Source organism: Kluyvera genomosp. 2, from assembly GCF_036759865.1.
Taxonomy (GTDB): Bacteria; Pseudomonadota; Gammaproteobacteria; order Enterobacterales; family Enterobacteriaceae; genus Kluyvera; species Kluyvera ascorbata_B.
Genome location: NZ_JAPKIA010000002.1, coordinates 265,077 through 291,469, shown reverse-complemented (window position 1 = coordinate 291,469; position 26,393 = coordinate 265,077). Strand labels below are relative to the sequence as shown.

At 56.1% G+C, this 26,393-nt stretch carries 25 protein-coding genes; 16 read left to right on the top strand and 9 right to left on the bottom strand.

The genetic code is table 11. The features are described 5' to 3' along the window. Positions 1-68: 68 nt before the first annotated feature. On the top strand, positions 69-857 hold the full coding sequence (gene ygiD, locus V6942_RS03205; RefSeq protein WP_333500803.1) for a 4,5-DOPA dioxygenase extradiol: 789 nt from the start codon (positions 69-71) through the stop codon (positions 855-857). Positions 858-860: 3 nt separating this feature from the next. On the opposite strand, the gene V6942_RS03200 is transcribed toward ygiD, so the two are convergent. The 3 genes from V6942_RS03200 to tolC all read right to left on the bottom strand — a co-directional run bounded on the left by V6942_RS03200 (position 861) and on the right by tolC (position 4,306). Beyond that, complete coding sequence (locus V6942_RS03200; protein ID WP_106929641.1) at positions 861-2,021, bottom strand: glutathionylspermidine synthase family protein; 1,161 nt, start codon at positions 2,019-2,021, stop codon at positions 861-863. A gap of 5 nt (positions 2,022-2,026) precedes the next feature. Continuing rightward, positions 2,027-2,710 carry a DUF1190 family protein gene (locus V6942_RS03195; protein WP_182930004.1) on the bottom strand — a complete coding sequence of 228 codons (684 nt, stop codon included), beginning with the start codon at positions 2,708-2,710 and terminating at the stop codon, positions 2,027-2,029. A 171-nt stretch (positions 2,711-2,881) separates the two neighbouring features. Then, on the bottom strand, positions 2,882-4,306 hold the full coding sequence (gene tolC / locus V6942_RS03190; RefSeq protein WP_106929759.1) for an outer membrane channel protein TolC: 1,425 nt from the start codon (positions 4,304-4,306) through the stop codon (positions 2,882-2,884). Positions 4,307-4,516: 210 nt separating this feature from the next. Here tolC and nudF point away from each other — a divergent pair, with 210 nt between their 5' ends. The 8 genes from nudF (at position 4,517) to V6942_RS03150 (ending at position 12,166) form a co-directional block, all read left to right on the top strand. Further along, on the top strand, positions 4,517-5,149 hold the full coding sequence (nudF, locus tag V6942_RS03185; protein ID WP_106929644.1) for an ADP-ribose diphosphatase: 633 nt from the start codon (positions 4,517-4,519) through the stop codon (positions 5,147-5,149). Next, positions 5,146-5,571 carry a DUF1249 family protein gene (locus V6942_RS03180; RefSeq protein WP_106929646.1) on the top strand — a complete coding sequence of 142 codons (426 nt, stop codon included), beginning with the start codon at positions 5,146-5,148 and terminating at the stop codon, positions 5,569-5,571. Before nudF ends, V6942_RS03180 begins: the two co-directional genes overlap by 4 nt. Positions 5,572-5,663: 92 nt before the next feature. Next, complete coding sequence (gene cpdA / locus V6942_RS03175; RefSeq protein WP_106929647.1) at positions 5,664-6,491, top strand: 3',5'-cyclic-AMP phosphodiesterase; 828 nt, start codon at positions 5,664-5,666, stop codon at positions 6,489-6,491. Then, on the top strand, positions 6,491-7,066 hold the full coding sequence (yqiA, locus tag V6942_RS03170) for an esterase YqiA (protein WP_106929649.1): 576 nt from the start codon (positions 6,491-6,493) through the stop codon (positions 7,064-7,066). The genes cpdA and yqiA overlap by 1 nt, the downstream gene beginning before the upstream one ends. 27 nt (positions 7,067-7,093) lie before the next feature. Next, positions 7,094-8,989: a DNA topoisomerase IV subunit B gene (gene parE / locus V6942_RS03165; protein WP_106929651.1), complete on the top strand. Its 1,896-nt coding sequence runs from the start codon at positions 7,094-7,096 to the stop codon at positions 8,987-8,989. A 291-nt stretch (positions 8,990-9,280) separates the two neighbouring features. Next, positions 9,281-10,258, top strand: coding sequence for a TRAP transporter substrate-binding protein (locus V6942_RS03160; protein ID WP_333500802.1), 978 nt, complete (start codon positions 9,281-9,283; stop codon positions 10,256-10,258). Positions 10,259-10,315: 57 nt separating this feature from the next. Next, entirely contained in the window at positions 10,316-10,864 is a 549-nt protein-coding gene (locus tag V6942_RS03155; RefSeq protein WP_106929655.1) for a TRAP transporter small permease, read from the top strand. A 12-nt stretch (positions 10,865-10,876) separates the two neighbouring features. Further along, positions 10,877-12,166 (top strand): TRAP transporter large permease, encoded by a 1,290-nt coding sequence (locus tag V6942_RS03150; RefSeq protein ID WP_106929656.1) that lies wholly within the window; start codon positions 10,877-10,879, stop codon positions 12,164-12,166. On the opposite strand, the gene V6942_RS03145 is transcribed toward V6942_RS03150, so the two are convergent. Beyond that, positions 12,117-13,025, bottom strand: a complete 909-nt coding sequence (locus V6942_RS03145; RefSeq protein WP_182930006.1) for an AraC family transcriptional regulator — start codon at positions 13,023-13,025, stop codon at positions 12,117-12,119. The genes V6942_RS03150 and V6942_RS03145 overlap by 50 nt on opposite strands. A gap of 152 nt (positions 13,026-13,177) precedes the next feature. On the opposite strand from V6942_RS03145, the gene V6942_RS03140 reads away from it, so the two are divergent. From V6942_RS03140 to V6942_RS03130, 3 genes are all read left to right on the top strand, one after another. Beyond that, complete coding sequence (locus tag V6942_RS03140) at positions 13,178-15,016, top strand: DUF2264 domain-containing protein (RefSeq protein ID WP_420107830.1); 1,839 nt, start codon at positions 13,178-13,180, stop codon at positions 15,014-15,016. Positions 15,017-15,112: 96 nt separating this feature from the next. After that, complete coding sequence (locus V6942_RS03135; protein WP_106929661.1) at positions 15,113-16,381, top strand: oligosaccharide MFS transporter; 1,269 nt, start codon at positions 15,113-15,115, stop codon at positions 16,379-16,381. A gap of 25 nt (positions 16,382-16,406) precedes the next feature. Next, positions 16,407-17,597 carry a glycoside hydrolase family 88 protein gene (locus V6942_RS03130; RefSeq protein ID WP_182967005.1) on the top strand — a complete coding sequence of 397 codons (1,191 nt, stop codon included), beginning with the start codon at positions 16,407-16,409 and terminating at the stop codon, positions 17,595-17,597. A 54-nt stretch (positions 17,598-17,651) separates the two neighbouring features. Here the strand turns inward: V6942_RS03130 and V6942_RS03125 are convergent, their stop codons facing one another. After that, positions 17,652-18,536, bottom strand: coding sequence for a LysR family transcriptional regulator (locus V6942_RS03125; RefSeq protein ID WP_182930008.1), 885 nt, complete (start codon positions 18,534-18,536; stop codon positions 17,652-17,654). Positions 18,537-18,666: 130 nt separating this feature from the next. Here V6942_RS03125 and V6942_RS03120 point away from each other — a divergent pair, with 130 nt between their 5' ends. Beyond that, the gene (locus V6942_RS03120) at positions 18,667-19,359 is read left to right on the top strand and encodes an HAD family hydrolase (protein ID WP_182930009.1); all 693 of its coding nucleotides are present in this window, start codon (positions 18,667-18,669) and stop codon (positions 19,357-19,359) included. Between the two features lie 64 nt (positions 19,360-19,423). Here the strand turns inward: V6942_RS03120 and V6942_RS03115 are convergent, their stop codons facing one another. The 4 genes from V6942_RS03115 to qseB form a co-directional block, all read right to left on the bottom strand. After that, positions 19,424-19,738 (bottom strand): putative quinol monooxygenase, encoded by a 315-nt coding sequence (locus V6942_RS03115; protein ID WP_035896943.1) that lies wholly within the window; start codon positions 19,736-19,738, stop codon positions 19,424-19,426. A gap of 30 nt (positions 19,739-19,768) precedes the next feature. Then, the gene (locus V6942_RS03110; protein ID WP_106929666.1) at positions 19,769-20,350 is read right to left on the bottom strand and encodes an NAD(P)H-dependent oxidoreductase; all 582 of its coding nucleotides are present in this window, start codon (positions 20,348-20,350) and stop codon (positions 19,769-19,771) included. Between the two features lie 106 nt (positions 20,351-20,456). Continuing rightward, on the bottom strand, positions 20,457-21,806 hold the full coding sequence (qseC, locus tag V6942_RS03105; RefSeq protein WP_333500801.1) for a quorum sensing histidine kinase QseC: 1,350 nt from the start codon (positions 21,804-21,806) through the stop codon (positions 20,457-20,459). After that, a complete protein-coding gene (qseB, locus tag V6942_RS03100) occupies positions 21,803-22,462 on the bottom strand; it encodes a quorum sensing response regulator transcription factor QseB (protein ID WP_182930010.1) in 660 nt (219 codons plus the stop codon). The genes qseC and qseB overlap by 4 nt, the downstream gene beginning before the upstream one ends. Before the next feature lie 149 nt (positions 22,463-22,611). Here qseB and V6942_RS03095 point away from each other — a divergent pair, with 149 nt between their 5' ends. The 3 genes from V6942_RS03095 (at position 22,612) to parC (ending at position 26,316) form a co-directional block, all read left to right on the top strand. Beyond that, the gene (locus V6942_RS03095; RefSeq protein WP_106929671.1) at positions 22,612-23,007 is read left to right on the top strand and encodes a YgiW/YdeI family stress tolerance OB fold protein; all 396 of its coding nucleotides are present in this window, start codon (positions 22,612-22,614) and stop codon (positions 23,005-23,007) included. Positions 23,008-23,080: 73 nt separating this feature from the next. Beyond that, positions 23,081-23,947 (top strand): AraC family transcriptional regulator, encoded by an 867-nt coding sequence (locus V6942_RS03090; RefSeq protein WP_333500800.1) that lies wholly within the window; start codon positions 23,081-23,083, stop codon positions 23,945-23,947. A gap of 110 nt (positions 23,948-24,057) precedes the next feature. Continuing rightward, positions 24,058-26,316 (top strand): DNA topoisomerase IV subunit A, encoded by a 2,259-nt coding sequence (gene parC, locus V6942_RS03085; RefSeq protein ID WP_333500799.1) that lies wholly within the window; start codon positions 24,058-24,060, stop codon positions 26,314-26,316. Positions 26,317-26,393: the final 77 nt, after the last annotated feature.

The following is a 26,393-nucleotide window of genomic DNA, read 5'->3' as shown; positions in this document are numbered from 1 at the left end:
GAGTTTATCCTCACTGAAAACAGGTTAATGTGGTGTTATTAAATCAACACCTCTGGAAGGATAACACCATGTCTCGTAGCCGAATGCCAGCACTGTTTTTAGGTCACGGTAGCCCCATGAACGTGCTCGAAGATAACCTTTATACGCGCGCCTGGCAGCACCTTGGCGAAACGCTGCCGCGCCCGAAAGCGATCGTCGTGGTGTCCGCACACTGGTTCACCCGCGGTACGGGCGTGACGGCAATGGAAGCGCCAAAAACCATTCATGATTTCGGCGGTTTCCCGCAGGCGCTTTATGATACGCACTACCCGGCTCCGGGCTCTCCGGCGCTGGCGCAGCAGCTGCTTGAGCTGCTGGCCCCGGTTCCGGTTACGCTGGATAAAGAAGCGTGGGGTTTTGACCACGGTTCATGGGGCGTGCTGATTAAAATGTACCCGAATGCCGATATTCCGATGGTGCAGCTAAGCATTGACAGCACCAAACCGGCGGCCTGGCATTTTGAGATGGGCCGAAAGCTGGCCAGCCTGCGCGACGAAGGCATTATGCTGGTGGCGAGCGGTAACGTGGTGCACAACCTGCGTACGGCGAAATGGCATGGCGATTCCGCGCCTTATCCGTGGGCGACGTCGTTTAACGACTACGTGAAAGCCAACCTGGACTGGAAAGGGCCAACGGAGCAGCATCCGCTGGTGAACTATCTGGCGCATGAGGGCGGCTCGCTGTCTAACCCGACGCCGGATCACTACCTGCCGCTGCTGTACGTTCTGGGCGCGTGGGACGGTGAAGAGCCCATCACGATCCCGGTTGATGGCATCGAAATGGGCTCCCTGAGCATGCTGTCGGTACAGATAGGCTGACGGTTACTCGACGAAAATGTGCGGATAGAAGCGTGACAGATCCTGAGTGATCAGCGCTCTATCCTCACGAATACCGATTCCGGCTGGCTGATCGTTAATCAGCCAGCTGCCAATCAGCATATAGCTATCGCCAAATTTCGGCAGCGGATGGAACTGCTGGACGATCATACCCTCTTCGCCGTAAGGCCCTTCTACCTGCTCAATGGTTTTGCCATTTTCTACGATCGAGATATTTGCCCCTTCGCGGGAGAAGATCGGTTTCACCACAAACTTGTCCATCTGCGGATGATCGTCTTCGGCAAAGTAGGCTGGCAGCAGGTTAGGGTGATCCGGGAACATTTCCCACAGCAGCGGCAGCAGCGCTTTGTTCGAAATAATGCTCTTCCAGGCAGGTTCCAGCCAGCGTACGCCGGCATCTTCAAGCTTGGTAGAGAACATCTCGCGCAGCATATACTCCCACGGATAAAGCTTAAACAGGTTGCCGATAACCTGATCCTGAAGGTCGGTAAACTGGCCTTTTTCACCGAGCCCGATATCGTCGATATAGAGGAATTCGGTTGCGACGCCAGCTTCTGTGGCGCAGTCCTGCAAATATTGCACCGTGCCGCGATCTTCAACGGTATCGCGACAGCAGGTCATGTGCAGCAGCTGGAAGCCGTGCTGCTCGCGCAGCTCGTTAAAGCGCTCAATGAGCTTTTCCTGCAGGCTGTTGAACTGATCGCTACCCGCAGGCAGATTGCCCGCGTTGAGCTGATCTTCCAGCCAGATCCACTGGAAGAAGGCTGCTTCATACAGCGAGGTCGGCGTGTCGGCGTTATTTTCGAGTAGCTTCGGCTCACCGGTACCGTCCCAGGCCAGATCGAGGCGTGAGTACAGCGAGGGTTGATGGGTCTGCCACGACTGGCGCACAAAGCCCCAGGTATGCTTGGGTATACGGAATTTCGTCATCAGCTCATCGCTGGCGATAACGCGCTCGACCACCTTCAGGCACATCTGGTGAATCTCGGCGGTGACGTCCTCCAGTTTTTCCACCTGCGCGAGCGAGAGCTTGTAATAAGCCTCTTCGCTCCAGTACGGCTCGCCGTACATGGTGTGGAAGTTAAAACCGTACTCGGTCGCCTTTTCACGCCAGTCCGGGCGTTCAACGATACTGACTCTTTCCATGATCGTTAGCCGCCCATTGAACGGGAGGTGGTCCCCGTTGCGCTACGCTGCATGGTGGACTGCTTCGCCACCGACTCACCAAAGCCGCCGCGGGTGACGGTGCTGGTGGTGGCCGGCTTCGGCGCCATCGCGGTTTTGGGTACGTTCATCGAGCGGCCCGGCTGCGCGGCGCCATAGTTTTTGCCGCTGGCATCGGTGTATTGACCATAGGCCGGGCTGGACGGGTTCTTCGAGGTGAAGACCGGCTGCTGTTGATAGCCGCCCATGCCGCCGCTCATCATGCGGCCCATCATGTAGCCTGCCATCAGCGGCATCCAGAAGCTGCCGCTGCTCTGATTTTGTGCCTGTGCCTGACCTTCGCCAGTTGGCGCCATGCCCGCCTGAGCCGGTGCCTGCTGACACTGGCCTTCGCCAAACTCGGCTACGCAGTCTTCACGGCTGGCATATTTCGGCGCGGTGCGCTCGGCTTCTTTGAGCGCGTTATTAAAGGTGGTTGTACACTCGGCGCTCTTGCCCGGGTTAGCGGCAGAGCAGTCGTCCGCGTTCTGGTACAGGGTGACGGTTTCGTCGGTTTTCTCACAGCCCGCGAGCATAAAGACGGCCGTCACGGCCAGGGCAACCGGCGTTAAGTGGCGCGCGCCCCAGCTTTTACGAAAAGCGGCGTGCTGAATGTTGTTTGTCCGTTTCATTTTATTCTTCCTGGACCCAGTGGAATGGTATTGCATTAGCGCTCAGGATAGTGGATGAGTGGTTGAAAATGAAGCGAAGAAGGGGATAAAGCGGGCGATCTTTACGTTGCCTTACGTTGGCGCAAAAAAAGGTCCGCACGAAGCGGACCTTGCTGCCAGCAAACGTCAACCTTAGCGGAGACGTGCTTTGCTGGTGGCCGGAGAGGTGTAGCCGTCGGCGCTGGCATCCTGCTGCGCATTTTCAGGCGCGATGGTGGCATTGGCGGTCGAAACCGGCTTGCCCAGGGTGTTGTTCAGCGCCAGCAGATCCTGTTCGTTCAGCGTGCCCAGCGCATTTTTGATATTCAGCTGGTTGATCAGGTAGTTGTAACGCGCGCTGGAGAGCTGCTGTTTGGCGTTGTACAGCGTGGTGGTGGCGTCCAGTACGTCAACGATCGTACGCGTACCGACGGAGTAGCCCGCTTCCATGGCGTCTAACGAACTCTGCGCAGAGACAACGGCCTGTTTGTAGGCGTTGATGCTGCTGATAGACGCGTTGACGTTGTTGAAGGAGGAACGCACGGTCTGCACTACGGAACGGTGCGCGCTTTCCAGCTGCTCGCTGGCGCCGACGAAGTTGTACTGCGCCTGTTTCACCTGCGAGTTCACCATCCCGCCCTGGTACAGCGGCAGGGAGAAGCTCAGGCCCACTTTGTTCTGGCCGGCGTCGTTGTCGTTGTACTGGGAACCGTTGGTTTTAGAACCGCTGTAAGACGTATTAGACACCCCGGTAGACGCGGTTAAATCCAGCGTTGGCAGGTGGCCGTCCTGCGCCTGACGAATTTGTTCACGCGCCAGGTCCTGGTTCAGGCGAGCCTGCAGCAGGGAGAGGTTACGGTTTTCCGCTTCTTTCAGCAGCGCGTTAACGCCCAGCGGCTTGTCGGTTTTAAAGCTGTCGACGTTCAGCGACGCCAGCTCTGGGTAGTAGTTACCGGTCACCTGACGCAGCGCTTCGACGGCGTTGTCAAGATTGTTACGCGCGGTGACTTCGTTTGCCAGCACGGTATCGTACTGAGAACGGGCGTTCTGCACGTCGGTAATCGCAACCAGGCCCACGTTAAAGCGCTGGGTGGTTTGGTCTAACTGACGATAAATCGCCTGTTTTTGCGCTTCGGTGTAGGAAAGCGAATCGATGGCGCTCAGCACGTTAAAGTAAGCGGTCGCGGTGTTGAGGATCAGCGTTTGCTGGTCGGTCTGGTAGGTCACATCCTGGATGCCTGCCGCTTTTTCTTGCAGAGTCAGCGCACGCCATTTGGACATATCGAACAGCGTTTGCGTTAATTGCAAAGAGCCGCTGGTGACGTTGGAGTTCACGCCGTTACTGTCGCGGAAGCCGTTGGTATAGGTATAATCGGCCCCCAGACCAAGCTGCGGTAACAGTGGGCTACGCGCTTCGTTGATCTTCTCGAATGCCGCATCACGGTCTGCTGCCGATTTACGGAGGTCCGGGTTACTGGTACGTGCCTGCTGATAAACCTGTAACAGGTTCTCTGCCTGGCTCATTGTACTGAAACCGGTAAGGCTCAGGCCAATAAGAATAGGGAGCAATTTCTTCATTTGCATTTGCATTCCTTGTTGTGAAGCTTAGCGCTGATCTCATTCACAGAAAAAATATTCACCGATTGTACCAGAGTCCGCCACGTTAAAAAGTTGGCGTAACGTGCCATCCGGCGTTAATTTGCACCAATCTACCATAGAGTTAGTGAATCCTAAGGTAAACAGAGTTTAAATCGACAATTTCACCACCATCACTGCATAGGCCAGTCCATGACTCAATCACATAACCCAGTGGTCACACTTGCGAAAAACGATGTAGAAATTATTGCACGAGAAACGGTATATCGCGGTTTTTTTTCGCTTGATGTGTATCGTTTTCGCCATCGCCTTTTCAACGGTGAGATGAGCGGCGAAGTTCGTCGCGAAATTTTTGAGCGCGGTCACGCCGCAGTCTTGCTACCCTTTGACCCAGTGCGTGATGAAGTTGTGCTCATTGAGCAAATTCGCATTGCGGCTTACGACACCAGTGAGACACCCTATTTACTGGAAATGGTCGCTGGCATGATTGAAGAGGGCGAAAGCGTGGAAGACGTCGCCCGTCGCGAATCGCAGGAAGAGGCGGGCCTCTCCGTGGGCCGCATCAAACCGTGCCTGAGCTATCTGGCAAGCCCCGGTGGCACCAGCGAGCGTCTGACCATTATGGTGGGCGAAGTGGATGCAACAACGGCCACGGGGATTCATGGCCTGGCGGAAGAACACGAAGACATTCGCGTTCATGTGGTAAGCCGGGAGTACGCTTATCAATGTGTAGAAGAGGGAAAAATTGACAACGCCGCTTCTGTCATCGCTTTGCAATGGCTACAGCTGCATTATCAGGACTTACGAAAAGAGTGGGCAAAATGAAGCGCTATACACCTGACTTCCCAGAAATGATGCGTCTGTGCGAAACCAACTTCGCACAATTACGCCGCTTGCTACCGCGCGTAGACGAAGCCGGCGAAACGGTGAACTATCAGGTGGCCAACGCGCAATATCGCTTAACGATAGTTGAATCGACTCGTTACACTACGCTGGTAACGGTTGAGCAAACGCACCCGGCGGTGAGCTACTGGAGCCTGCCAACGATGACCGTGCGGCTGTATCATGACGCGATGGTGGCTGAAGTGTGTTCGACTCAGCAGATCTTTCGCTTCAAAGCACGATATGATTATCCAAATAAAAAGTTGCATCAACGCGACGAAAAGCATCAAATTAATCAGTTTCTGGCCGACTGGCTTAGATTCTGTTTAGCACATGGAGCGATGGCGATTCCGGTTTGTACATAGAACCGTTCAGGCTGCCACTGAGGCGCTGCCAGCGACGATGCTGCCTGAAAGGATGATGTGTATGTTTGCATCGTGAAACCTAAGGACACCATTTGGAAAGCCTTTTAAACCTTCCTCTGGCTGGTGGGGCCAGTGTCAGGGTACTGCAAATTACTGATACTCACCTGTTTGCTGAAAAAAATGAAACGCTGTTGGGCGTCAATACCTGGGAAAGCTACCACGCTGTACTGCAGGCCATCCATGCCTCGGCGCGTGACGTTGACCTTGTCGTTGCGACGGGCGATTTAGCACAGGATCACTCCGCCGCGGCCTATCAGCACTTCGCTGAGGGCATCGCGAGCTTTACTGCGCCCTGCGTCTGGCTTCCGGGTAATCACGATTTCCAGCCCTCCATGTACAGCACCTTGCAGGATGCGGGTATCTCGCCGGCGAAGCGCGTACTGGTCGGCGAACACTGGCAGATCCTGCTGCTCGACAGCCAGGTTTTTGGCGTGCCGCACGGCGAGCTGAGCGACTTTCAGCTGGAATGGTTAGAAAAACGGCTGGCGGAAGCACCGGAGCGTCATACGCTGCTGCTACTGCACCATCATCCTCTGCCGGCTGGCTGTAGCTGGCTCGATCAGCACAGCCTGCGTAACGCCGCGTCGCTTGATAACGTGCTGGTGCGCTATCCGCGGGTGAAACATCTGCTCTGCGGCCATATTCATCAGGAGCTGGACGTCGAGTGGAACGGCCGCCGCATTATGGCGACACCGTCAACCTGCGTGCAGTTTAAACCGCACTGCGCTAACTTTACGCTGGACACCGTTTCTCCCGGCTGGCGCTGGCTTGAGCTACATGCCGATGGTTCATTAACCACCGACGTGTGCCGTCTTGCCGGGGTGAAATTCCACCCTGATACCGCATCTGAAGGCTATTGATGTCGACGCTTCTTTATCTGCATGGGTTTAACAGCTCACCGTGGTCGGCTAAGGCCACGGCGCTTAAGCAGTGGCTGGCAGAGCACTATCCTGACGTCAACATGCTGATCCCGCAGCTGCCGGCCTACCCGGCGGAAGCGGCGGAAATGCTCGAAGCGCTGGTGCTTGAGCATGGCGGCGAGACGCTCGGCATTGTGGGCTCATCGCTAGGGGGCTATTACGCCACCTGGCTGTCGCAGTGCTTTATGCTGCCCGCAGTGGTGGTGAACCCGGCGGTACGCCCGTTTGAGCTGCTGGTGAATTTCCTCGGCCCGAACGAGAATCCCTACACCGGGCAGCAATATGTGCTAGAGTCTCGCCATATTTACGATCTCAAAGTGATGCAAGTCGACCCCCTTGAGGCGCCCGATCTCATCTGGCTGCTTCAGCAAACCGGCGACGAAGTGCTTGATTACCGCCAGGCCGTGGACTATTTCGCCTCCTGCCGGCAAACGGTAGAGGAGGGCGGTAATCACGCATTTACCGGCTTTGAAGATCACTTCACACAGATTATCGATTTTCTGGGGTTGCATTAAGCAGCGCCAACTACCTACGAATAGATCATGACGCAATCTTCTTATAACGCTGATGCCATTGAGGTACTCACCGGGCTTGAGCCGGTTCGCCGCCGTCCGGGGATGTACACAGATACCACACGTCCAAACCACCTGGGTCAGGAAGTTATTGATAACAGTGTGGATGAAGCGCTGGCCGGGCACGCAAAGCGTGTTGAGGTTATCCTTCATGCCGATCAGTCGCTGGAAGTTATCGACGACGGTCGCGGCATGCCCGTCGACATTCACCCGGAAGAGGGCGTACCGGCGGTAGAACTGATCCTTTGTCGCCTGCACGCGGGCGGCAAGTTCTCCAACAAAAACTACCAGTTCTCCGGCGGCCTGCACGGCGTGGGGATCTCGGTGGTTAACGCCCTGTCGAAGCGCGTTGAGGTAAACGTTCGCCGCGATGGTCAGATCTACACTATCGCTTTTGAAAATGGCGACAAGGTTGAAGAGCTGCACGTTTCCGGCACCTGCGGTAAACGCAATACCGGGACCAGCGTCCACTTCTGGCCGGACGAAAGCTTCTTCGACAGCCCGCGCTTTTCCGTCTCCCGCCTCAGCCATCTGCTGAAGGCGAAAGCGGTGCTGTGCCCGGGCGTTGAAATTGTGTTTAAAGACAAGGTTAACGACACCGAACAGACCTGGTGCTACGCCGACGGCCTGAACGACTATCTGTGCGAGGCCGTAAACGGCCTGCCGCTGCTGCCGGAAAAACCGTTTGTCGGTAACTTCTCCGGCGACAGCGAAGCGGTCGACTGGGCGCTGCTGTGGCTGCCGGAAGGCGGCGAGCTGCTGACCGAAAGCTACGTCAACCTGATTCCGACCATGCAGGGCGGTACTCATGTAAACGGCCTGCGTCAGGGACTGCTGGATGCGATGCGTGAGTTCTGCGAATACCGCAACATTCTGCCGCGCGGCGTGAAGCTGTCGGCGGAAGATATCTGGGATCGCTGCGCCTACGTGCTGTCGGTAAAAATGCAGGATCCGCAGTTTGCGGGGCAGACGAAAGAACGCCTTTCCTCACGTCAGTGCGCGGCCTTCGTGTCCGGCGTGGTGAAAGATGCCTTCAGCCTGTGGCTGAACCAGAACGTGCAGGCCGCCGAGCTGCTGGCCGAAATGGCCATTTCCAGCGCCCAGCGTCGTCTGCGCGCGGCGAAAAAAGTCGTGCGTAAAAAGCTCACCAGCGGCCCGGCGCTGCCGGGTAAACTGGCTGACTGTACCGCGCAGGATCTGGCCCGCACCGAACTGTTCCTTGTGGAAGGTGACTCGGCGGGCGGCTCTGCTAAACAGGCTCGTGACCGCGAATATCAGGCGATCATGCCGCTGAAGGGTAAGATCCTCAACACCTGGGAAGTGTCATCCGATGAAGTGCTGGCTTCGCAGGAAGTGCACGATATTTCCGTGGCCATTGGCATCGACCCGGACAGTTCGGATCTCAGCCAGCTGCGCTATGGCAAAATCTGTATCCTCGCGGATGCGGACTCCGATGGTCTGCACATCGCCACGCTGCTGTGCGCGCTGTTTGTGAAGCACTTCCGCGCGCTGGTCAAAGAAGGCCACGTGTACGTGGCGCTGCCGCCGCTGTACCGTATCGATCTGGGGAAAGAGGTTTACTACGCCCTGACCGAAGAGGAAAAAGCGGGCGTGCTGGAACAGCTGAAGCGTAAGAAGGGCAAGCCAAACGTGCAACGCTTTAAAGGTTTGGGGGAAATGAACCCGATGCAGCTGCGCGAAACTACGCTGGATCCCAACACCCGTCGCCTGGTGCAGCTGATCATCAACGATGAAGATGAACAGCAAACCGATGCCACTATGGATATGCTGCTGGCCAAGAAGCGTTCGGAAGATCGTCGTAACTGGCTGCAGGAAAAAGGTGACATGGCCGATCTGGAAGCCTGATGCTCAGCCTCTACCCGCGATAATAAAAAAGAGACGCTTGCGTCTCTTTTTTTATGACCCGCCGCGCGCCTCACCGACCCTTTGAATGGGTCAATTAATCGATTCAATTCTAACTTCTGCACTTTCTGAAATGCCATTTTAAAATTTGGTATGACAGGTCACACTTTAGTTGTATGACTTCTACCATATTCTTCCGCTGGATATAACACACACTTTTGAACATGGACGTCAATCTATGCTGGCAAGTGATTCGCATAGGGAAATTTATCTTTAATCAAAAGAGAATCGTCTATGTTAAGAAGAAAACTGGCAGTAAGCGCTTTAACTTTCTCGTTACTGATGGGGTCCGCGGCGGCAATGGCCAAAACGGTGTTTATTGCTTCAGATGTGCATCCGGCGGATTATCCGACTACCGCAGCGGTTATTCATATGGGGGAAAAGCTCAGTCAACAGACCGACGGGCGGCTGTCCATTCGTATGTTCCCGAGCGGCCAGATGGGGGATGAAAGCACCACGCTGGAAAAGACCCGTGCGGGCGCTATTGATATTCTTCGCGTCTCTATGTCACCGGTTGGCGGCATCCTGCCGCAGGTGAGCGTCTTTAACATGCCGTTCGTATTCCGCGATACCGATCATCAGCATAAGGTGCTGGATGGCTATGTTGGCAGCAAGCTGGCGAAAGAGATCACCGACAGTAAGCTCGGGCTGGTCTTCCTTGGCTGGATGGATGCGGGCTCGCGCAGCTTGATCACCAAAAAACCGATTACCACGCTTGAGGATCTGAAAGGGGTGAAGATCCGACTGCAAAATAACCCGATTGGCCTTGATACCTTCAAAGCGCTGGGCGCGAACCCCATCGTGCTGCCGGTTGGCGACGTTTTTGCCAGTCTGCAAACCGGGGTGATCGATGCCGCGGAAAACAACGAGCCGACCTTTGACACCGAAAACTACGTCGTGGCAGGTACGAAGTATTTTGATCTCACCGAACACTTTATGATCCCGGAAGTGCTCGCTTTCTCAAAGCGCAAATGGAGCAAGCTGTCTGCCGAAGATCAGGCGCTGATTACGAAATTGGCGCAGGAAGCTCAGGCCGAAGAGCGCGTACTGTGGGCTGAATATGTCGAGAAATCCAAACAGCGCCTGCAAAGCCAGGGCGTGAAATTCCTTCCGGTCGACAAGAAACCGTTTGTTGATGCTACCGCGCCGGTCCGTGAGAAATACGGTAAGCAGTTCAGCGAGTTAATGCAGGAAATTCAGGACACCAAGTAAGACGCACAGCGGCAGGCTGGCACGGGCTGGCCTGTCCGTTTTGATCTGGAGATAACAATGAAAAATATCTATGTCCTGGTCATGGATGGCGTGTATCGGATCTGCATCTGGCTGTCAGGGATCAGCCTGTTATTTATGACGTTTATTTATCTGGTGGGGATTTACGCGCGTTTTCGCCCTGATTTTCCCGAATGGCTTGGCTTTCTGCCGCATGCGTCAACCAGCTGGCCGGAGCCGCTGTCGCAGATCTGTATGATCACCTTCTCATTCGTGGGAGCGGCAGCGGCCTATCGTGCGGGCAGCCACATTGCTATCACGATGCTGGTGGATCGCATCAACCCGGTGATGAAAAAAGGGCTGGCGGTGTTTGTCGATCTGGCGATGCTCGCGACCTGCCTGTTTATCATCCACTGGGGGATCGTTGGCTGCATGGATGCCTGGGAAGACGTGGTGCCGTCGCTGCCGTTCCTGACGTCAGGGATCACCCATCTGCCTATTCCGCTGGGCTCGTTCTTTACGCTGCTGTTTGTGGTGGAAAAACTGCTGTGCGGCCCGCAAACGCACCGCGAGCTGGTGCAGTTTGGCTCGCCGAAAGTCGGTCACTGAGGAGCGAACGCAATGGATTTAACGCTGATTATTTTTGTGACGACCTTCGTGGTGCTGATGGCTATCGGTATGCCGGTTGCCTACGCCGTGGGTCTGACTGCGGTAGTGGTGACGGCATTTGCCGACTTTTCTCTCGACGGGCTGATCATCACCATTTTCCACAGTACCGATAACGTCAACCTGCTGACCATCCCGTTTTTTGTGTTTGCGGGGGCCATTATGGCCGAAGGGGGAATGGCGCGAAGATTGGTGGATTTTGCCGGGCTGTTCGTGGGATGGATCCGCGGTGGGCTGTCGCTGGTTAACATTCTGGCGTCTACGCTGTTCGGGGCCATTTCCGGATCGTCGGTCGCCGATACCGCGTCGATCGGATCGGTGCTGATCCCGGAGATGGAGCGCAAGGGGTATCCACGTTCGTTTGGTGCGGTGCTCACCGCCAGCGCCTCGGTGCAGGCGATCCTCGTGCCGCCAAGCCATAACTCGGTGCTGTTTGCGATCGTGGCCAACACCGCGGCGGTGACCATCCCGGCGATGTTCCTCGCAGGGATCATCCCAACGCTGGTGCTATGTCTGACGCTTATCGTGATGTGTCTGATTGCCGCGCGTAAAAACAACTATCCCAAAGAAGAGCGAGTTGAACTTAAGCGCAAGATCAAGATTGCCTCGGACGCCATCTGGGGGCTGATTACCATTGTGATCATCTCCGGCGGTATCCTTTCCGGCTTCTTTACGCCAACCGAGTCGGGGGCAATTGCCTGCATCTGGGCGATGTTCGTCACGTTCTTTATCTATCGCGAATACAAGCTGAAGGATTTCCCGAAGCTGATTCACCGCACTATCAAAACCGTCACCATGGTGATGGTGCTGATCGCGTTCGCCGCTGCGTTTGGCTCGGTGATGACGCTGGTGGGGCTGCCGCAGGAGATCTCCGCTGCACTGCTGTCGTTGTCGGACAACAAGTACGTCATCTTGTTGATTATCAACATTATGCTGCTGCTATTGGGCTGCCTGATGGACATGGCGCCGCTGATCCTGATCCTGACGCCTATTCTACTGCCGGTGGTGGTGGAACTGGGCATCGATCCGGTGCATTTCGGCATCATTATGATGATGAACTTAGGGATTGGTCTTATTACTCCGCCGGTGGGATCGGTGCTGTTCGTGGCCAGCGCCGTCAGCGGGCAGAAGATCGAAACCGTGGTGAAAGCGATGGTCCCGTTCTACTGCGTGCTGTTCCTCGTGCTGGTGATCATCACCTATATTCCGATGATTTCGCTGTGGCTGCCGGCGCATTTCCGCTAGCCTGCCGACGCGAGGCGTGATTTTTTCGATACTGCAAGGGGGTCTCGCCGATCCCCTTTTTAAATGAACTAATAAAGTAGGTCACTTCGGCAAACCCGACCTGTCCGGCAATCTCATTCACCGGCAGCGTGCTGTGCAGCAACAGTTCACAGGCGCGGCGCAGGCGCAGGGTATTCAGGTAGTCGTGAATATGTTCACCGGTCTCGGCGCGAAAGCGGCGCGACAGGTAGCTGCGCGATTTTCCCAGCTCGGCCGCCAGCGCATCGAGGCTGAATTTGTGTTGATAGTTTTCTTCAATCCAGAACATCACCGGGCTGGCAATGCCGCGTGATGTATCGGTCATCTCCTCCTGCACCGGCGGCAGCATATTGAATAAGGTCATCAACATGCAGGCAATCTGCTCGCTGCTCAATGCTGAAACCTGCGCCGCGCGTGCGTACAGGCTGAACAGATGATCGATATGCGGGTGTATTTCGGCCAGATCGGCAACAAATGCCGGGCGGCCACGGGCAGAAAGCGCCAGCAAACGGCGGTAATTTTCCGGGAAATGGCGGAGAAGTTTAGCAATTGCGTGCTGATCGACATGAATAATCGTCCGGCGATAACGGTCCTGGGCTTTCTCATCGACCATGACTTTATGCAGCGTAAACGGTGGGAAGAAAAACAGCCGGCCGGGGCGCATGGTGTACTGCCGATTATCGACAATGACCACGCCAAAACCTTCCTCAACGTAGAGGATCTCCAGACACTGGTGCCAGTGGTGATAGCGCACGGTGTTAGCAAACAGACGACTGAATGACGCTACGGCGTCATTCAGCGTGATGAGCTCCAGATGTTCGGCATTCCAGGACGACGACATGTGCAATATTTTTAAATTTTTACCGGTTTAATCTTACTACTAAACCACTGTTTTAAATTTTATCAAGCGCGGGTTCAGATAATACAATCAGTTGTGACCTGGTTAACATTTCTGCATTACCCGGATTCTCTATGCTTTAGCCACTTTCGAGGATGGTTAAATTAGGGGTCAGGACAGTGACTGAAATATCAAAAATATTGTCATCACGTGAAGACGTTACGGCGACGCTGGTGACGATGCTGAGCGCTCTCGATAAACAATTTCCCGCCCATGCGGCGCAGTTCTCGCTGGGTAATACCTGCGCGCACTACACCCAGGATATCGCGGAGATGGAGGGCTTATCGAGAGCGCTTTGGGGGCTGTTCCCGCTGCTGGCGGGCGGCGCGCAGGTACCATTCAGCGAGAAGTACATCACCGCCATTAAGCTCGGCACCGACCCGCACAGCCCAGCTTACTGGGGCGAAACCGGGCCGTACGACCAGCGTCTGGTTGAGATGGCGGCCTACGGACTCGGTCTGGCGCTGTTGCAGGACAAGCTGACCCGTCACTTTAGCGCCACCGAGCTTGAAAACCTGCACCGTTGGTTGAACCAAATCACCGATGCCCAGATGCCGGACAGCAACTGGAACTACTTCGCGATTATCGTGCAGCTGGGCTTTAAGCGTGCCGGGCTACCGTATGACCAGGCCGCTATCGACCGCCGCTTTACGATGATGGAAGCCTACTATCTTGGCGGTGGCTGGTACTCCGATGGCCCGGGGCGTCCGAAGGATTATTACATCTCGATGGCGTTCCACTTTTACGGCCTGATTTACGCCACGCTGAACGCGGAAGATGACCCAACGCGCGCCGCGACGCTGCGTGAACGTGCCTGCCTGTTTGCCAAAGATTTTATCTATTTTTCCGCCGCCGACGGGGCATCTGTACCGTTTGGCCGCAGCCTGACCTACCGCTTTGCGATGGTCGCTTTCTGGAGCGGCGTGGCCTTCGCCGGGCTCGACGTGTTCTCGCCTGGTGTGGTGAAAGGCATTATCTTGCGTCACCTGCGCTGGTGGCTTGAACAGCCGATTTTCGACCGCGACGGCATCCTGACGCTGGGCTTTGCCTACCCGAATCTGGCGATGTGCGAAGACTACAACTCGCCGGGCTCGCCGTACTGGGCGCTGAAGGTATTCCTGATCATGGCGCTGCCGGAAACCCATGCTTTCTGGCAGGCGGAAGCGCTGCCGCTGCCGAGCCTGGCGCCGGTGCATGCGATTGTACCTGCCCAGCAAATTTTGCAGCACAGCGACAACTCGCAGCATGTGGTGATGCTCACTTCCGGTCAGCTCGAGCTGAACAACTACGTCAACACCGAGGCCAAGTACACTAAATTTGCCTACTCCACGCGCTTTGGCTTCACCATCGAGCGGGGGCGTTACGGTATTAAGCACGCGGCCTGTGACTCGATGCTGCTGCTGTCGGATAACGACAACTACTGGCGCGGCCGCCGCGAATGCGAGAGCGTTGAGATGCTGGACGGCGCGATTTACTCACGCTGGCTGCCGTGGCACGACGTGCAGGTGGATACCTGGCTTATTCCATGCGGCGACTGGCACGTGCGCGTTCACCGCCTGAATACGGCGCGTCGCCTGCAGACGGTGGAAGGGGGTTTTGCGGTGATGAAAGCCGAGGCGGAGCTGACCGTGCGCCAGAGCCTGGTGAACGCGGCCAACGGCGTGAGCGCGGTGGTGGATCTCTCGCCGTTGGCCGTTCGCGTTGCCGATAGCGTCATTACCCCGCCGAACAGCAGCGTGATGTTTGCTGAGTGCGCGGCGATCCCAACGTTAACGGGTGAGATAGCACCCGGTGAACACTGGCTATGCTGCGCCGTGGTGGCAAGCGCTAACCACAATATGCTGTTGCCCGCATTGCCCACGCTGCATATTCAAAATAATACGCTGAACGTGACGGATAACATCAGCGGAAAAATAACAACGCTGAATTTTTAAATACCCGGATAAAAATTAAACCGGAATACCTCCTGACAAACTCTGCCTCACCATGATGCAGAGTTTGTACCCCTACATCGTCTTGTCGAGGACCGTATGGAAAAACTATCGTCAACAAACAGGCTGGAATATTACAAAATAAGCTCATTTATCTTTTTATATTTCTTTACCTGGTCTGCCAGTATTGGTTTATTTGCTATCTGGCTTGGGCAAAAAGCAGAACTCAGCGGTGCGGTAATTGGTACCGTGTTTGCCGTAAACGGCATCTTCTCCGTTATCCTTAAACCGATTTACGGCTACATTCTCGATAAAATAGGGATGAGTAAATATCTGCTCTATTTTGTGGTCGTGATGTCCGCCCTGATGGCGCCGTTCTTTATTTATGTCTACCAACCGCTGCTGCTCTCCTACACCACCGTGGGGATTATTGTTGGTGCTATTTATCTGAGCTTTGCGTGGTATGCCGGCGTGGCAGCCTGTGAATCCTATGCCGATCGCTACAGCCGTCTGAACAACATGGAGTTTGGCCAGATTCGTATGTGGGGCTCGCTCGGCTGGGCGGTGGCGTCGTCGTTCTCCGGCCTGCTGTTTAATATCTCTCCGGCCTACAACTTTATTCTCGGCAGCGTGGCATCGCTGGTCATGCTGGCGGTGTTAATCAGCCTGAAAGTGGATACTGAAACCAGCAACGCCAGCGCGGTTATCTCGAAGGATAAGATTGTCCTGAAAGACGTATTCGACCTGCTGAAAAGCGGCAAGTTCTGGGCTTTCTGCCTGTATGTGGCAGGCGTAGCGTGGATGATGTTTGTGGCTGAGCAGCAGTTCTCCCGCTACTTCGTCACCTTCTTTAGCGATGTGCACGAAGGCAACACTATCTTTGGTTTACTGGGAACCGTACAGTCCGGCACCGAGTTTGTGATGTACATCTTTATGCCGATGTTCGTTAACTATATTGGCGCAAAACGCGGCCTGATCATTGTCGGGGCGCTTGTTGGTGCTCGCCTGGTGATTTCCGGCCTGTGCGACTCGCATCTGCTTATTTCGGTGATTAAACCGCTGTACGGTCTGGAAATTTGCCTGCTGCTGGTATCGGTCTTTAAATATATTGCCGAGCATTTCGATAAACGCGTCAATGCGACCATGTATTTATTGGGTTATCAGGCCATGTTGTATATCGGCAACGTGGTGGTGTCTTCTCCGGCAGGATTATTGTACGACCGCATCGGCTTTGAAAAGACTTATATGATCATGGGGGGTATTGCGCTGTTCTTTACGTTGATATCCGCATTTACCTTATCTGCCTGTAAACGTCAGAATCATCGTCAGCCTGCGCTTGATGTTGCTGAGAATGGTATTTCTAAATAAGTATGACTGAATGAAGGAACCGAATATGTTAAACCCTATCGTTGAGGAAACCCTGCGCGAATTTCCGGGTGCACCCGTTAATCTTCAGACGTTTGACGATGAGCTGTGCTCGGCGCGTAGCCATGTCCTTAAGCTGATTAGCCGTCATTTAACGGATTTCGGTGATAAATTCCCGGGCGAGGCCTGCGTGAACGGCTACTATCCGCTCACCGAAAACGTTGAGTGGACCACCAGCTTCTGGACCGGTCAACTGTGGCTGGCCTGGGAGATGACCGGTGAGGAGAAATACCGGGCGCTGGCGGAAAAACACGTGCGCTCGTTCGGCCTGCGTATTGCGGGCCGCTGCGACACCAACACGCATGACCTGGGCTTCCTGTACACGCTTTCCTGCGTGTCAGCGTGGCGCTTGACCGGCAATCGCGATGCGCGCGGCTTCTCTTTGCAGGCAGCGGAAGCGCTGCTGGAGCGCTTCCATCGTAAAGCGGAAATTATCCAGGCCTGGGGCGTACTGACCGACCCGGAGCAGGCGGGGCGCATGATTATCGACTGCACCATGAACCTGCCGTTGCTCTACTGGGCGACTGAACAAACCGGCGATCCAAGATTCGCCGACGCCGCACGCGCTCACGTACGCCAGTCGGCGAAGTATCTGGTGCGTGAAGACGCCTCGACCTACCACACCTACTACATGGACGTGCAGACCGGTGCGCCGCGCTTTGGCAAAACGCAGCAGGGCTATGCGGATGATTCCTGCTGGTCGCGCGGGCAGGCGTGGGGCATTTACGGCTTTATGTTGAGCTTCCTCTATACCGGCGATAAAGAACTGATTAGCCTGTCGAAAAAACTGGCCAACTACTTCCTCAACCGCCTGCCGGAAGACCACGTATGCCACTGGGATCTGGCGCTGGTGGGCACCGACGCGCTGCGGGATTCATCCTCGGCGGCGATTGCGGTGTGCGGCTTGCTGGAGCTGGTGAAGCATCTGCCGACCACCGATCCGGATCGTGAGCGCTATCAGCAGTGGGCGATGGGCATTATGTCCTCGCTGTCGAAACATTATCTGATGGGCATTGATGAGCCGGGTACCGGCGTGCTGAAGCATTCGGTCTATCACTTCGCCAGCGATAAGGGCGTGGATGAATGCTGTAGCTGGGGGGATTACTTCTATGTGGAAGCGCTGGTGCGCATGACGCAGAGCTGGAAGCTGTACTGGTAGTTCAGGGTGAGATCCCACCGGATAGCGCTGAAAAACGCTATCCGGTCTGCTGTTTTAAACGCCCTTGTCGTATGGATTCAGGGCGACTATCTGCAAGAAGGCATCTCTAAACGTATTATCACGGCGTGGGTTCCATGCCGTTCCAATCTGCCAATTTGTCTGAGTCCCTGGCAGGCTGCGCGTCGTGACCCCGGCAGGAAGAAAGTGCCGGACGCTGGCGGGCAGAATCGCCACGCCGTTCCCTCCGGCAATCAGCGCCAGCAGCGACGGGATATCATCGGCCGCAGAGATGGGGCTGGCCTCTGGATATGTGTTTTGCAAAACGTCGCGGGTTTGCTGTGCCAGGCACGGGCTGGCATCGGGATGAATTTGTAACAGCGGCGATGACGAAAGAAGCCGCTGAAGATCATCCTGAGACCTGTCATCCGGCAGCGCCAGAATGAGTTGCTCCTCATCGATAAGCGTGAACGCGAGCGTATCAGGTACCGGTAGCCGCAGAAAGCCCGCGTCCAGTTGGCCCTCATGCAGCATGTTTATCTGGGTACTCGAAGGAAGGTGGCGCAGCGTCACATGGCAGTCAGGGTGTTTTTGCCGGAACGCATTTATCCACCGGGGAACGCACTGGAATGAGGATATGCCAACGCCCAGCGTTAATGTGTTTTCGGCTTCTTTATTAATACTTTTCGCGTAATGAATAAAATCAGCGTGTGAGTGTAAGAGCTGATGGGCTCTGTCGAGCAGTTTATTTCCGGTCTCGGTTAACTGCGCCCCGTGGCGACCACGGTGAAATAGCGGGTTGCCAACAAGAGACTCTAACGCTTTTATTTGCTTGGATAATGCGGGTTGCGTGAGGTACAACGCATCCGCCGCCTGGTGATAGCTTCCCTTTTCCGCAAGCACGACGAACGCGCGCAGCAGCTTGACATCGATTCCTTTCATTTATCGCACCTGAACACAATGGAATTATACATTCCCCGCCAACAAGGCCACGATCACTGTAACGGCTAAAAGAGCGCTGAGCCAGCCTTTTCAGGCCGCAGCGCAAGACACATTCAGTGAGGGAATCTCTATGGTAAAGGCTGTCGCGGTACTGTTTGATATGGACGGTGTGCTTATTGATTCAAATGCGGTGATTGAGCGAGCGTGGCGCGAGGCGGCGGGCCTGTATGGCAAGACCATTTCCGATGACGAGATGGCGAAGCATATTCACGGTCAGCCCGGCCCGCATACGATTAAGGCGCTGTTCGGCGATCTGCCGTTGGCCGATCGGCAACGGGTTCAGCAATATATTATTGATGCTGAAAATACGGCTGACTACGATCCCATTCCCGGCGTGGGGAAACTGATTAGCGCGTTACACGCCGCCGGCGTGCCCGTGGGCATTGTCACCAGCGGCTGGCGGCAGAAAATCGATCGCGTCACCGCCATGCTACAGGTAGCGCACTGTATCTCGGTTATTGTTGAACGCGATGATGTGGCGCGTGGCAAACCGCATCCGGACCCTTATCTGCTGGCGGCACGGCGGCTGGCGGTGCCTGCCGAACAAACCGTGGTCTTTGAGGATTCGCCGAGCGGTATTAGCGCAGCCGTTTCCGCAGGGGCGTGTTGCATTGGTATTGGCGGGAAAGCATTAACAGAATTTGGCACCACGATCGCCATCGCTGACTTTACCGGCGTGGCGGTAGCCGCAAGAGGGGAGGATGAGGTGGTGATGTCATTTGGCGCTGAATATGCGCTGAGTATAGCGACCAGCAGGCCATGAGCATCATGCACAAGGCCTGAGGCAGAGCCGGGCAAGTAAAGCACCCGGCTCAAAAGCTATGCGTTTAAACGCCCGCTTCCAGAATACGAATGGTCGTATCCAGCACGTCGCCTTTCACCGCTTCGCTCCAGGCTTTCATGTGCGGGGTTTGCAGGTGCGCTTCAAGGTGCGCGACGCTTTCCCACACTTCAACCATCACGATAGAGTCCGGCGCGGTGGTCTGGAAGCTAACGCCTGCGGCGTGGTCCACCATCGGCGCGTAGCCGTGGCAGCCGTCTTCTTTCAGTACGGTTGGGATAATTTTGGTGAACTGTTCCAGTACCGCCTGACGATGATGTTGGCCCGGACGAGTACGGATTTCAGCAATAACTGTCAACATGATTAACTCCTTCTAATTCCAGGTGACCAGTTAACCAAAAATCTTCGCAAGATGCTCGCGGTATTCTGCAACATAACGTGGAATGTCAGGCATTTTAATCACGTCGTTGGCAATAAAGGTCGGCAGCGCTTCCATTCCCAGGAACTGGTTGGCTTTGTGGAACGGCAGGTAAACGCCGTCAACGCCCACGCCGTGGAAGAACTGGTCTTTATCGGTAAAGGCTTCCATTGGGGCATTCCAGGTCAGAGACAGCATATAGGTCTTGCCCTGAATCAGACCGCCGGAGCCGTATTTTTTGCTGGCATCGGAACGGGTACGGCCATCGCTGGCATACAGCGTGCCGTGACCTTCGGTGAAGACATCATCGATATATTTTTTGACGGTCCACGGTGCGCCCATCCACCAGCCCGGCATCTGCCAGATAACGGAATCGGCCCACAGGAAGTTCTGCACTTCGGCTTTGACATCGTAGTCGCCGTCGGCGCGAACCACTCTAACATCATGCCCGAGGTCGCGCAGGAAGGTTTCCGCGACTTCGGTCAGGGTGTCATTCAGCTGGCCGTTGGAGTGGCCGAATTTTTTCGCGCCGTTAACAATCAGAATGTTGCTCATTATTTATCCTCAATAAAATGCTTTTGTCAGCCATAATACTCGGCGTGCCGAAGAGGTTAAATGTGCAAAATGTGCAAAGTCTTTTGCTAAAAGAGCAATAATCGGTCTACCAGCGAATATCAGCCTGGAATCCGCCTCCGGGGGCATTGTGAAACGTGGCCGAAATCTGATGCAGCGCGGCGATGCGCTGCACGATAGACAGCCCCAGGCCGCTGCCGGTTTCATCCTGTCCCGGTGGGCGATAGAACCGTTCACCGACGCGCGCCAGCGCCTCCGGGCTGATGCCGGGGCCGTTGTCGCGCACGCTAAAACCCTCAGGCGTCAGCGTGACGTCGACCACGCTGCCGGCCGGGCTGTAGCGCACCGCGTTATCGAGTAGATTACGCACCAGCAGCCCAAGCAGCAGCGGCTGCGCGGTGCGCGATACCGGTGGCTCGCCGGTATGCAGGCGGACTTCAATGCCCGCTTTTTGTGCGGTGTGGTAGATGTCCATGACCGAAGATTGCAGCAGATCGTCGAGCACCACGGTCTGCACGTCCGCCAGCTGTTCCAGCGAATCCAGGCGTGAAAGGGTCAACAGCTGTTCGACTAAGCGGGTCGCCCGGTCGATGCCCGCGTGCAGCTGTGCCAGCGCCCGACGCTGGCCCGACGGATCGCCCTGCGAGAGTTCTGCCACTTCGGCCTGTACCCGCAGCGCGGTCAGTGGGCTACGTAGCTCGTGCGCGGCGTCAGAGGTAAAGCGTCGCTCGCGGGTCATCATGTCATGGGTGCGGCGGAACAGCTGATTAAGAGCGTCCAGCAGCGGACGAACTTCGCTAGGCACGCCGTCGGTGCTGAGCGCTTCACCGGCGTCCGGGTCGCGCTGGCGCAGCGTCCGGGTCAATTTTTTCAGCGGTGCCAGCTCGCGGCTGAGCAGGACAATCAGCAGCAAAAACATGATCGGTAGGGCGATAAGCCATGGCGTCAGCTGACCGGTGATGATATCCAGCGCCATCTCCCGGCGATAATCCCACTCCTGGCCGACCACGATACGGTACTTTTTATCGGCGGTCGTCAGCCACAGAAAGCGCCAGCTGTCGTCATCATTGCTAAGCTGGCCGTCGTCAAAGCCTTCGCGCCGGTAGTGATAAGGAATATACGGCCCGTTCTCGCCGTCGTGCAGCACCATTTTCCCATCGGTCGTGTAGATGGCGAAGGCGATGGCATCTTCGTCGAGATGGCCGTGCTTGACCTTTTTCGGCGCGCGTACCCACTGGCGTGAGGTGGTTAAATCGGCAAAATCCATGGCGCTGATGCGCTTGGCAAACAGCATCTGCTGGGTATCGAAGAGTTTATCCAGCTTATGGGTGGTTTGCTTCCAGGCAATCGCGCTGGCAAAACACCAAGTGATGGCGGAAAGCAGCATAAACAGGAGCGTCAGACGAACGCGCAGACTGAGGCGGCGGAATAGATTCATTGGTCACCCAGGGTGTAGCCGATACCGTGAACGGTGCGTATAAACGTGCTGCCGAGCTTGCGGCGCAGATGATGGACATGCACTTCAATGGCGTTACTGGAAACGTCTTCATCCCAGCTATAGAGCTTCTCTTCGATAAGCTTACGCGGCAGTACGCGCCCGACGTTACGCAGCAGCAGCTCCAGCAGGGCGAACTCTTTAGGTTTGAGGGCCAGCGGTTCACCGTTTAACGTCGCGGTGAGGCTACCGGGGTCCAGTTCGACATCGCCGTGACGCAGCGTGCTGCTGGGCTGGCCGTGGGCGCGGCGAATCAGCGCTTCCAGCCTGGCGGCCAGCTCGATCAGGGCGAACGGTTTGCACAGGTAATCATCAGCCCCGAGGCGCAGCCCCTCTACGCGCTGGCTGAGCGCATCGCGGGCGGTGAGGATCAGCACCGGCTCACGGCGGGATTTTTCGCGCCATTCGCGCAGGATATCCAGCCCGTCGATGCCGGGGAGCGTCAGGTCGAGGATGACCGCGTCATAGGGGGCGTTATAGAGCGCAATTTTCCCTTCTTCACCGCGGGTAAACCAGTCGAGTGTAAAGCCCATTTTCCCCAGCCCGGCTTTGATACCATCGCCGATAAGCTTGTCATCTTCTACCAACAAAATGCGCATCTTTTGCTCCTTGCCGACACCGTGAATGCCAAGTAAACCGCGCCTTTGCTGCTGCTGTACAGCAAAAATAATTCTTTTTTTCGCTTAAGAAGTTGTTAAGAATTGCACGGTGTAATAGCGAGCACAGACAATAAAAAGGAGACATCATCATGAAGAAACTTGCTGCTTTCGCTGCCATTCTGGCACTGGCATCCGCACCGGCCTTCGCGGCCAACCAGGGTGGTTTTTCCGGCCCCACCAGCACTTCTAGCGCGCAAACCGGCGGTTTTACCGGGCCTAGCGGGACGGTAACCACGGCGGCAAACGCCAAATCAATGCGTGACGATACCTGGGTAACGCTGCGCGGCAATATTACCGAGCGTATTTCCGACGACCTGTATATTTTTAAAGATGCCAGCGGCACCATCAACGTGGATATCGACCACAAGCGCTGGAACGGCCAGACCATCTCTCCTCAGGATCTTGTTGAAATCCAGGGTGAAGTGGACAAAGACTGGAACTCCGTGGAAATTGATGTGAAGCAGATTCGTAAAGTGAATCCATAATCGACAATACTGCGCAAGATCGGTCAGGATTCGCTGCCGCCCGGAGGGCAAAATGGGCCACATGGAGGCAGTGATGAATGACCTGATTAGCGCGGCTTATGCCAAACGCCTGCGGCGCGTTTGCGACCACATTGAGCGTCATCTGGATGAGCCTCTATCGATTGAGGCGTTAAGTCGGATGGCGCACAGCTCGCCGTTTCATTTCCACCGGCAGTTTACCGCCTGGTGCGGCCTGCCGCTGTATCGCTATATCCAGTGGTTACGTCTGCGCCGCGCTTCCTGGCGGCTGGCGTTTAACCCGCAGGATAAGGTTATCGATATTGCGCTGGATGCCGGGTTTCAGAATCCGGAGTCGTTCACTCGTGCCTTTAAAACCGCGTTTGGCCAGAGCCCGCGCCAGTTCCGTCAAAAACCGAACTGGGCGGCCTGGCACCAACGCGTACCTAAACTGGCATTACAGGAGCAGAACGTAATGGACGTGAAAATCGTTGAATTTCCGCATACCAACGTCGCCATGTTGACCCATCAAGGGCATCCGGATCGGGTGAACGACAGCGCGGCAACCTTTATTGAATGGCGACGCAGCACCGGGTTTTCTCCGGTGAAAAGCAGCCAAACTTACGGCATTGCCTGGCACGACCCGCAAACGACGCCGCCGGAGCAGTTTCGCTTTGATATCTGCGGCAGCGTCGCAGCACCGATACCGGAGAACGCGTTTGGCGTGGTTAACGCTGAAATCCCCGGCGGGCGCTGCGCGGTGGTGCGTCATCAGGGCTCGCTGGATTCACTGTCTGACAGCGTCTGGTACTTGTTCCGCGAATGGCTACCGGGCAGCGGTGAAACGCCGCGCGATTTCCCGGTCTTCTTCCAGTACCGCAATTTCGTCCATGAAGTCCCCGAGCACGCGCTGATAACGGACATCTATCTGCCGCTGCGTTAACTTCCTCGCAACCTATCTCACGGTTTGTGACTCAGACCGTGAGATAGGGTATTATCTGCGGCAATATTGCCGTCCGAACGGTCAGCATGCAGATTGAGGATCCACTGTTAATGAGCGATATGGCAGAGCGCCTTGCGCTACATGAATTTACGGAAAACGCCTACTTAAATTACTCCATGTACGTCATCATGGACCGCGCGTTGCCGTTTATTGGCGACGGCCTGAAGCCGGTTCAGCGCCGCATCGTTTACGCGATGTCGGAGCTGGGCCTGAACGCCAGCGCCAAATTCAAAAAATCCGCCCGTACCGTCGGCGACGTGCTGGGTAAATATCACCCGCACGGCGACAGCGCGTGCTATGAAGCGATGGTGCTGATGGCGCAGCCGTTCTCCTACCGTTACCCGCTGGTTGATGGTCAGGGGAACTGGGGGGCGCCGGATGACCCGAAATCCTTCGCCGCGATGCGTTACACCGAATCGCGCCTGTCGAAGTACTCCGAACTGCTGCTCAGCGAGCTGGGCCAGGGCACGGCGGACTGGGTGCCGAACTTTGACGGCACGATGCAGGAGCCGAAAATGCTGCCTGCGCGTCTGCCAAACATCTTGCTGAACGGCACCACCGGTATTGCCGTGGGCATGGCGACGGATATCCCGCCGCACAACCTGCGTGAAGTGGCGAAAGCGGCGATTACGTTGATTGAAAAACCGCAAACCACCCTCGACGAGGTGCTGGATATCGTCCAGGGGCCGGACTACCCGACCGAAGCGGAAATCATCACCTCCCGTGCGGAAATCCGCAAAATTTACCAGAACGGTCGCGGCTCCGTGCGTATGCGCGCGGTGTGGACGAAAGAAGACGGCGCGGTGGTGATTACCGCGCTGCCGCACCAGGTGTCCGGCGCGAAGGTGCTGGAGCAAATTGCCGCCCAGATGCGCAATAAAAAGCTGCCGATGGTAGATGACCTGCGCGATGAATCTGACCACGAGAACCCGACCCGTCTGGTGATCGTACCGCGCTCCAACCGCGTGGACATGGAGCCGGTGATGCATCACCTGTTCGCCACCACCGATCTGGAAAAAAGCTACCGCATTAACCTGAACATGATCGGCCTTGACGGCCGCCCAGCGGTGAAAAATCTGCTGGAAATCCTCACCGAGTGGCTGGCGTTCCGCCGCGACACGGTGCGCCGTCGTCTGAACTACCGTCTGGAGAAAGTGCTCAAGCGCCTGCATATCCTCGAAGGCTTGCTGGTGGCGTTTCTCAACATCGATGAAGTTATCGAGATTATCCGCCACGAAGATGAGCCGAAGCCCGCGCTGATGTCGCGCTTTGGCATCAGCGAAACCCAGGCGGAAGCGATCCTTGAGCTGAAGCTGCGCCATCTCGCCAAACTCGAAGAGATCAAGATTCGCGGCGAGCAGGACGAACTGGCTAAAGAGCGCGATCATCTGCAGGCCATCCTTGCCTCCGAGCGTAAGATGAGCAATCTGCTGAAGAAAGAGCTGCAGGCCGACGCCGAAGCCTTCGGCGACGACCGTCGTTCACCGCTGCGCGAGCGTGAAGAGGCGAAGGCGATGAGTGAGCACGACATGCTGCCGTCTGAGCCGGTCACCATCGTGCTGTCGCAAATGGGCTGGGTGCGCAGCGCCAAAGGCCACGATATCGACGCGCAGGGCCTGAGCTACAAATCCGGCGACAGCTGGAAGGCGTCGGTGAAAGGCAAGAGCAACCAGCCGGTAGTGTTTGTTGATACTACCGGGCGCAGCTACGCCATCGACCCGATCACGCTGCCGTCCGCGCGCGGGCAGGGCGAGCCGCTCACCGGCAAGCTAACGCTGCCGCCGGGAGCGACCGTTGAGCATATGCTGATGGAAGGCGACGACACGAAGCTGCTGATGGCTTCCGACGCGGGCTACGGTTTCATCTGCACCTTCAATGACCTTGTCGCGCGTAACCGTGCCGGTAAGGCGCTGATTTCACTGCCGGATAACGCGCACGTGATGCCGCCACTGGTGATTGAAGACGAGTCGGATATGCTGCTGGCCATTACCGCCGCGGGCCGTATGCTGATGTTCCCGCTGAGCGATCTGCCGCAGCTGTCGAAAGGTAAGGGCAACAAGATTATCAATATTCCGTCGGCGGAAGCCGCCAGCGGTACCGATAGTCTGGCGCACCTGTACATCCTGCCGCCGCAGAGCACGCTGACCTTCCACGTCGGCAAGCGTAAGATCAAACTGCGCCCGGAAGAGCTGCAAAAAGTGACCGGCGAGCGCGGCCGCCGTGGGACGCTGATGCGCGGCCTGCAGAAAATCGACCGTGTCGACATTGATTCGCCGCAGCGCGCGCAGTCGGCCGACAGCGAAGAGTAAGCGTTTCCCCCGTCATCGGGCGGGGGAAAAATTGCTGCAAAACCGTTGTTAATTCAACCATTGCGATTAACAATACC

Bases quoted from the DNA above. Each gene is read 5' to 3' on its own strand.
- V6942_RS03130 (WP_182967005.1), top strand. From the start codon at position 16,407: ATGTTAAACCCTATCGTTGAGGAAACCCTGCGCGAATTTCCGGGTGCA.
- V6942_RS03180 (WP_106929646.1), top strand. From the start codon at position 5,146: ATGAAGCGCTATACACCTGACTTCCCAGAAATGATGCGTCTGTGCGAA.
- V6942_RS03115 (WP_035896943.1), bottom strand. From the start codon at position 19,738: ATGTTGACAGTTATTGCTGAAATCCGTACTCGTCCGGGCCAACATCAT.
- parC (WP_333500799.1), top strand. From the start codon at position 24,058: ATGAGCGATATGGCAGAGCGCCTTGCGCTACATGAATTTACGGAAAAC.
- V6942_RS03110 (WP_106929666.1), bottom strand. From the start codon at position 20,350: ATGAGCAACATTCTGATTGTTAACGGCGCGAAAAAATTCGGCCACTCC.
- ygiD (WP_333500803.1), top strand. From the start codon at position 69: ATGTCTCGTAGCCGAATGCCAGCACTGTTTTTAGGTCACGGTAGCCCC.
- V6942_RS03120 (WP_182930009.1), top strand. From the start codon at position 18,667: ATGGTAAAGGCTGTCGCGGTACTGTTTGATATGGACGGTGTGCTTATT.
- nudF (WP_106929644.1), top strand. From the start codon at position 4,517: ATGACTCAATCACATAACCCAGTGGTCACACTTGCGAAAAACGATGTA.
- V6942_RS03095 (WP_106929671.1), top strand. From the start codon at position 22,612: ATGAAGAAACTTGCTGCTTTCGCTGCCATTCTGGCACTGGCATCCGCA.
- V6942_RS03125 (WP_182930008.1), bottom strand. From the start codon at position 18,536: ATGAAAGGAATCGATGTCAAGCTGCTGCGCGCGTTCGTCGTGCTTGCG.
- tolC (WP_106929759.1), bottom strand. From the start codon at position 4,306: ATGAAGAAATTGCTCCCTATTCTTATTGGCCTGAGCCTTACCGGTTTC.
- V6942_RS03135 (WP_106929661.1), top strand. From the start codon at position 15,113: ATGGAAAAACTATCGTCAACAAACAGGCTGGAATATTACAAAATAAGC.
- qseC (WP_333500801.1), bottom strand. From the start codon at position 21,806: ATGAATCTATTCCGCCGCCTCAGTCTGCGCGTTCGTCTGACGCTCCTG.
- V6942_RS03090 (WP_333500800.1), top strand. From the start codon at position 23,081: ATGAATGACCTGATTAGCGCGGCTTATGCCAAACGCCTGCGGCGCGTT.
- V6942_RS03140 (WP_420107830.1), top strand. From the start codon at position 13,178: ATGGTTAAATTAGGGGTCAGGACAGTGACTGAAATATCAAAAATATTG.
- V6942_RS03160 (WP_333500802.1), top strand. From the start codon at position 9,281: ATGTTAAGAAGAAAACTGGCAGTAAGCGCTTTAACTTTCTCGTTACTG.
- V6942_RS03145 (WP_182930006.1), bottom strand. From the start codon at position 13,025: ATGTCGTCGTCCTGGAATGCCGAACATCTGGAGCTCATCACGCTGAAT.
- parE (WP_106929651.1), top strand. From the start codon at position 7,094: ATGACGCAATCTTCTTATAACGCTGATGCCATTGAGGTACTCACCGGG.
- V6942_RS03200 (WP_106929641.1), bottom strand. From the start codon at position 2,021: ATGGAAAGAGTCAGTATCGTTGAACGCCCGGACTGGCGTGAAAAGGCG.
- qseB (WP_182930010.1), bottom strand. From the start codon at position 22,462: ATGCGCATTTTGTTGGTAGAAGATGACAAGCTTATCGGCGATGGTATC.
- V6942_RS03150 (WP_106929656.1), top strand. From the start codon at position 10,877: ATGGATTTAACGCTGATTATTTTTGTGACGACCTTCGTGGTGCTGATG.
- V6942_RS03155 (WP_106929655.1), top strand. From the start codon at position 10,316: ATGAAAAATATCTATGTCCTGGTCATGGATGGCGTGTATCGGATCTGC.
- V6942_RS03195 (WP_182930004.1), bottom strand. From the start codon at position 2,710: ATGAAACGGACAAACAACATTCAGCACGCCGCTTTTCGTAAAAGCTGG.
- yqiA (WP_106929649.1), top strand. From the start codon at position 6,491: ATGTCGACGCTTCTTTATCTGCATGGGTTTAACAGCTCACCGTGGTCG.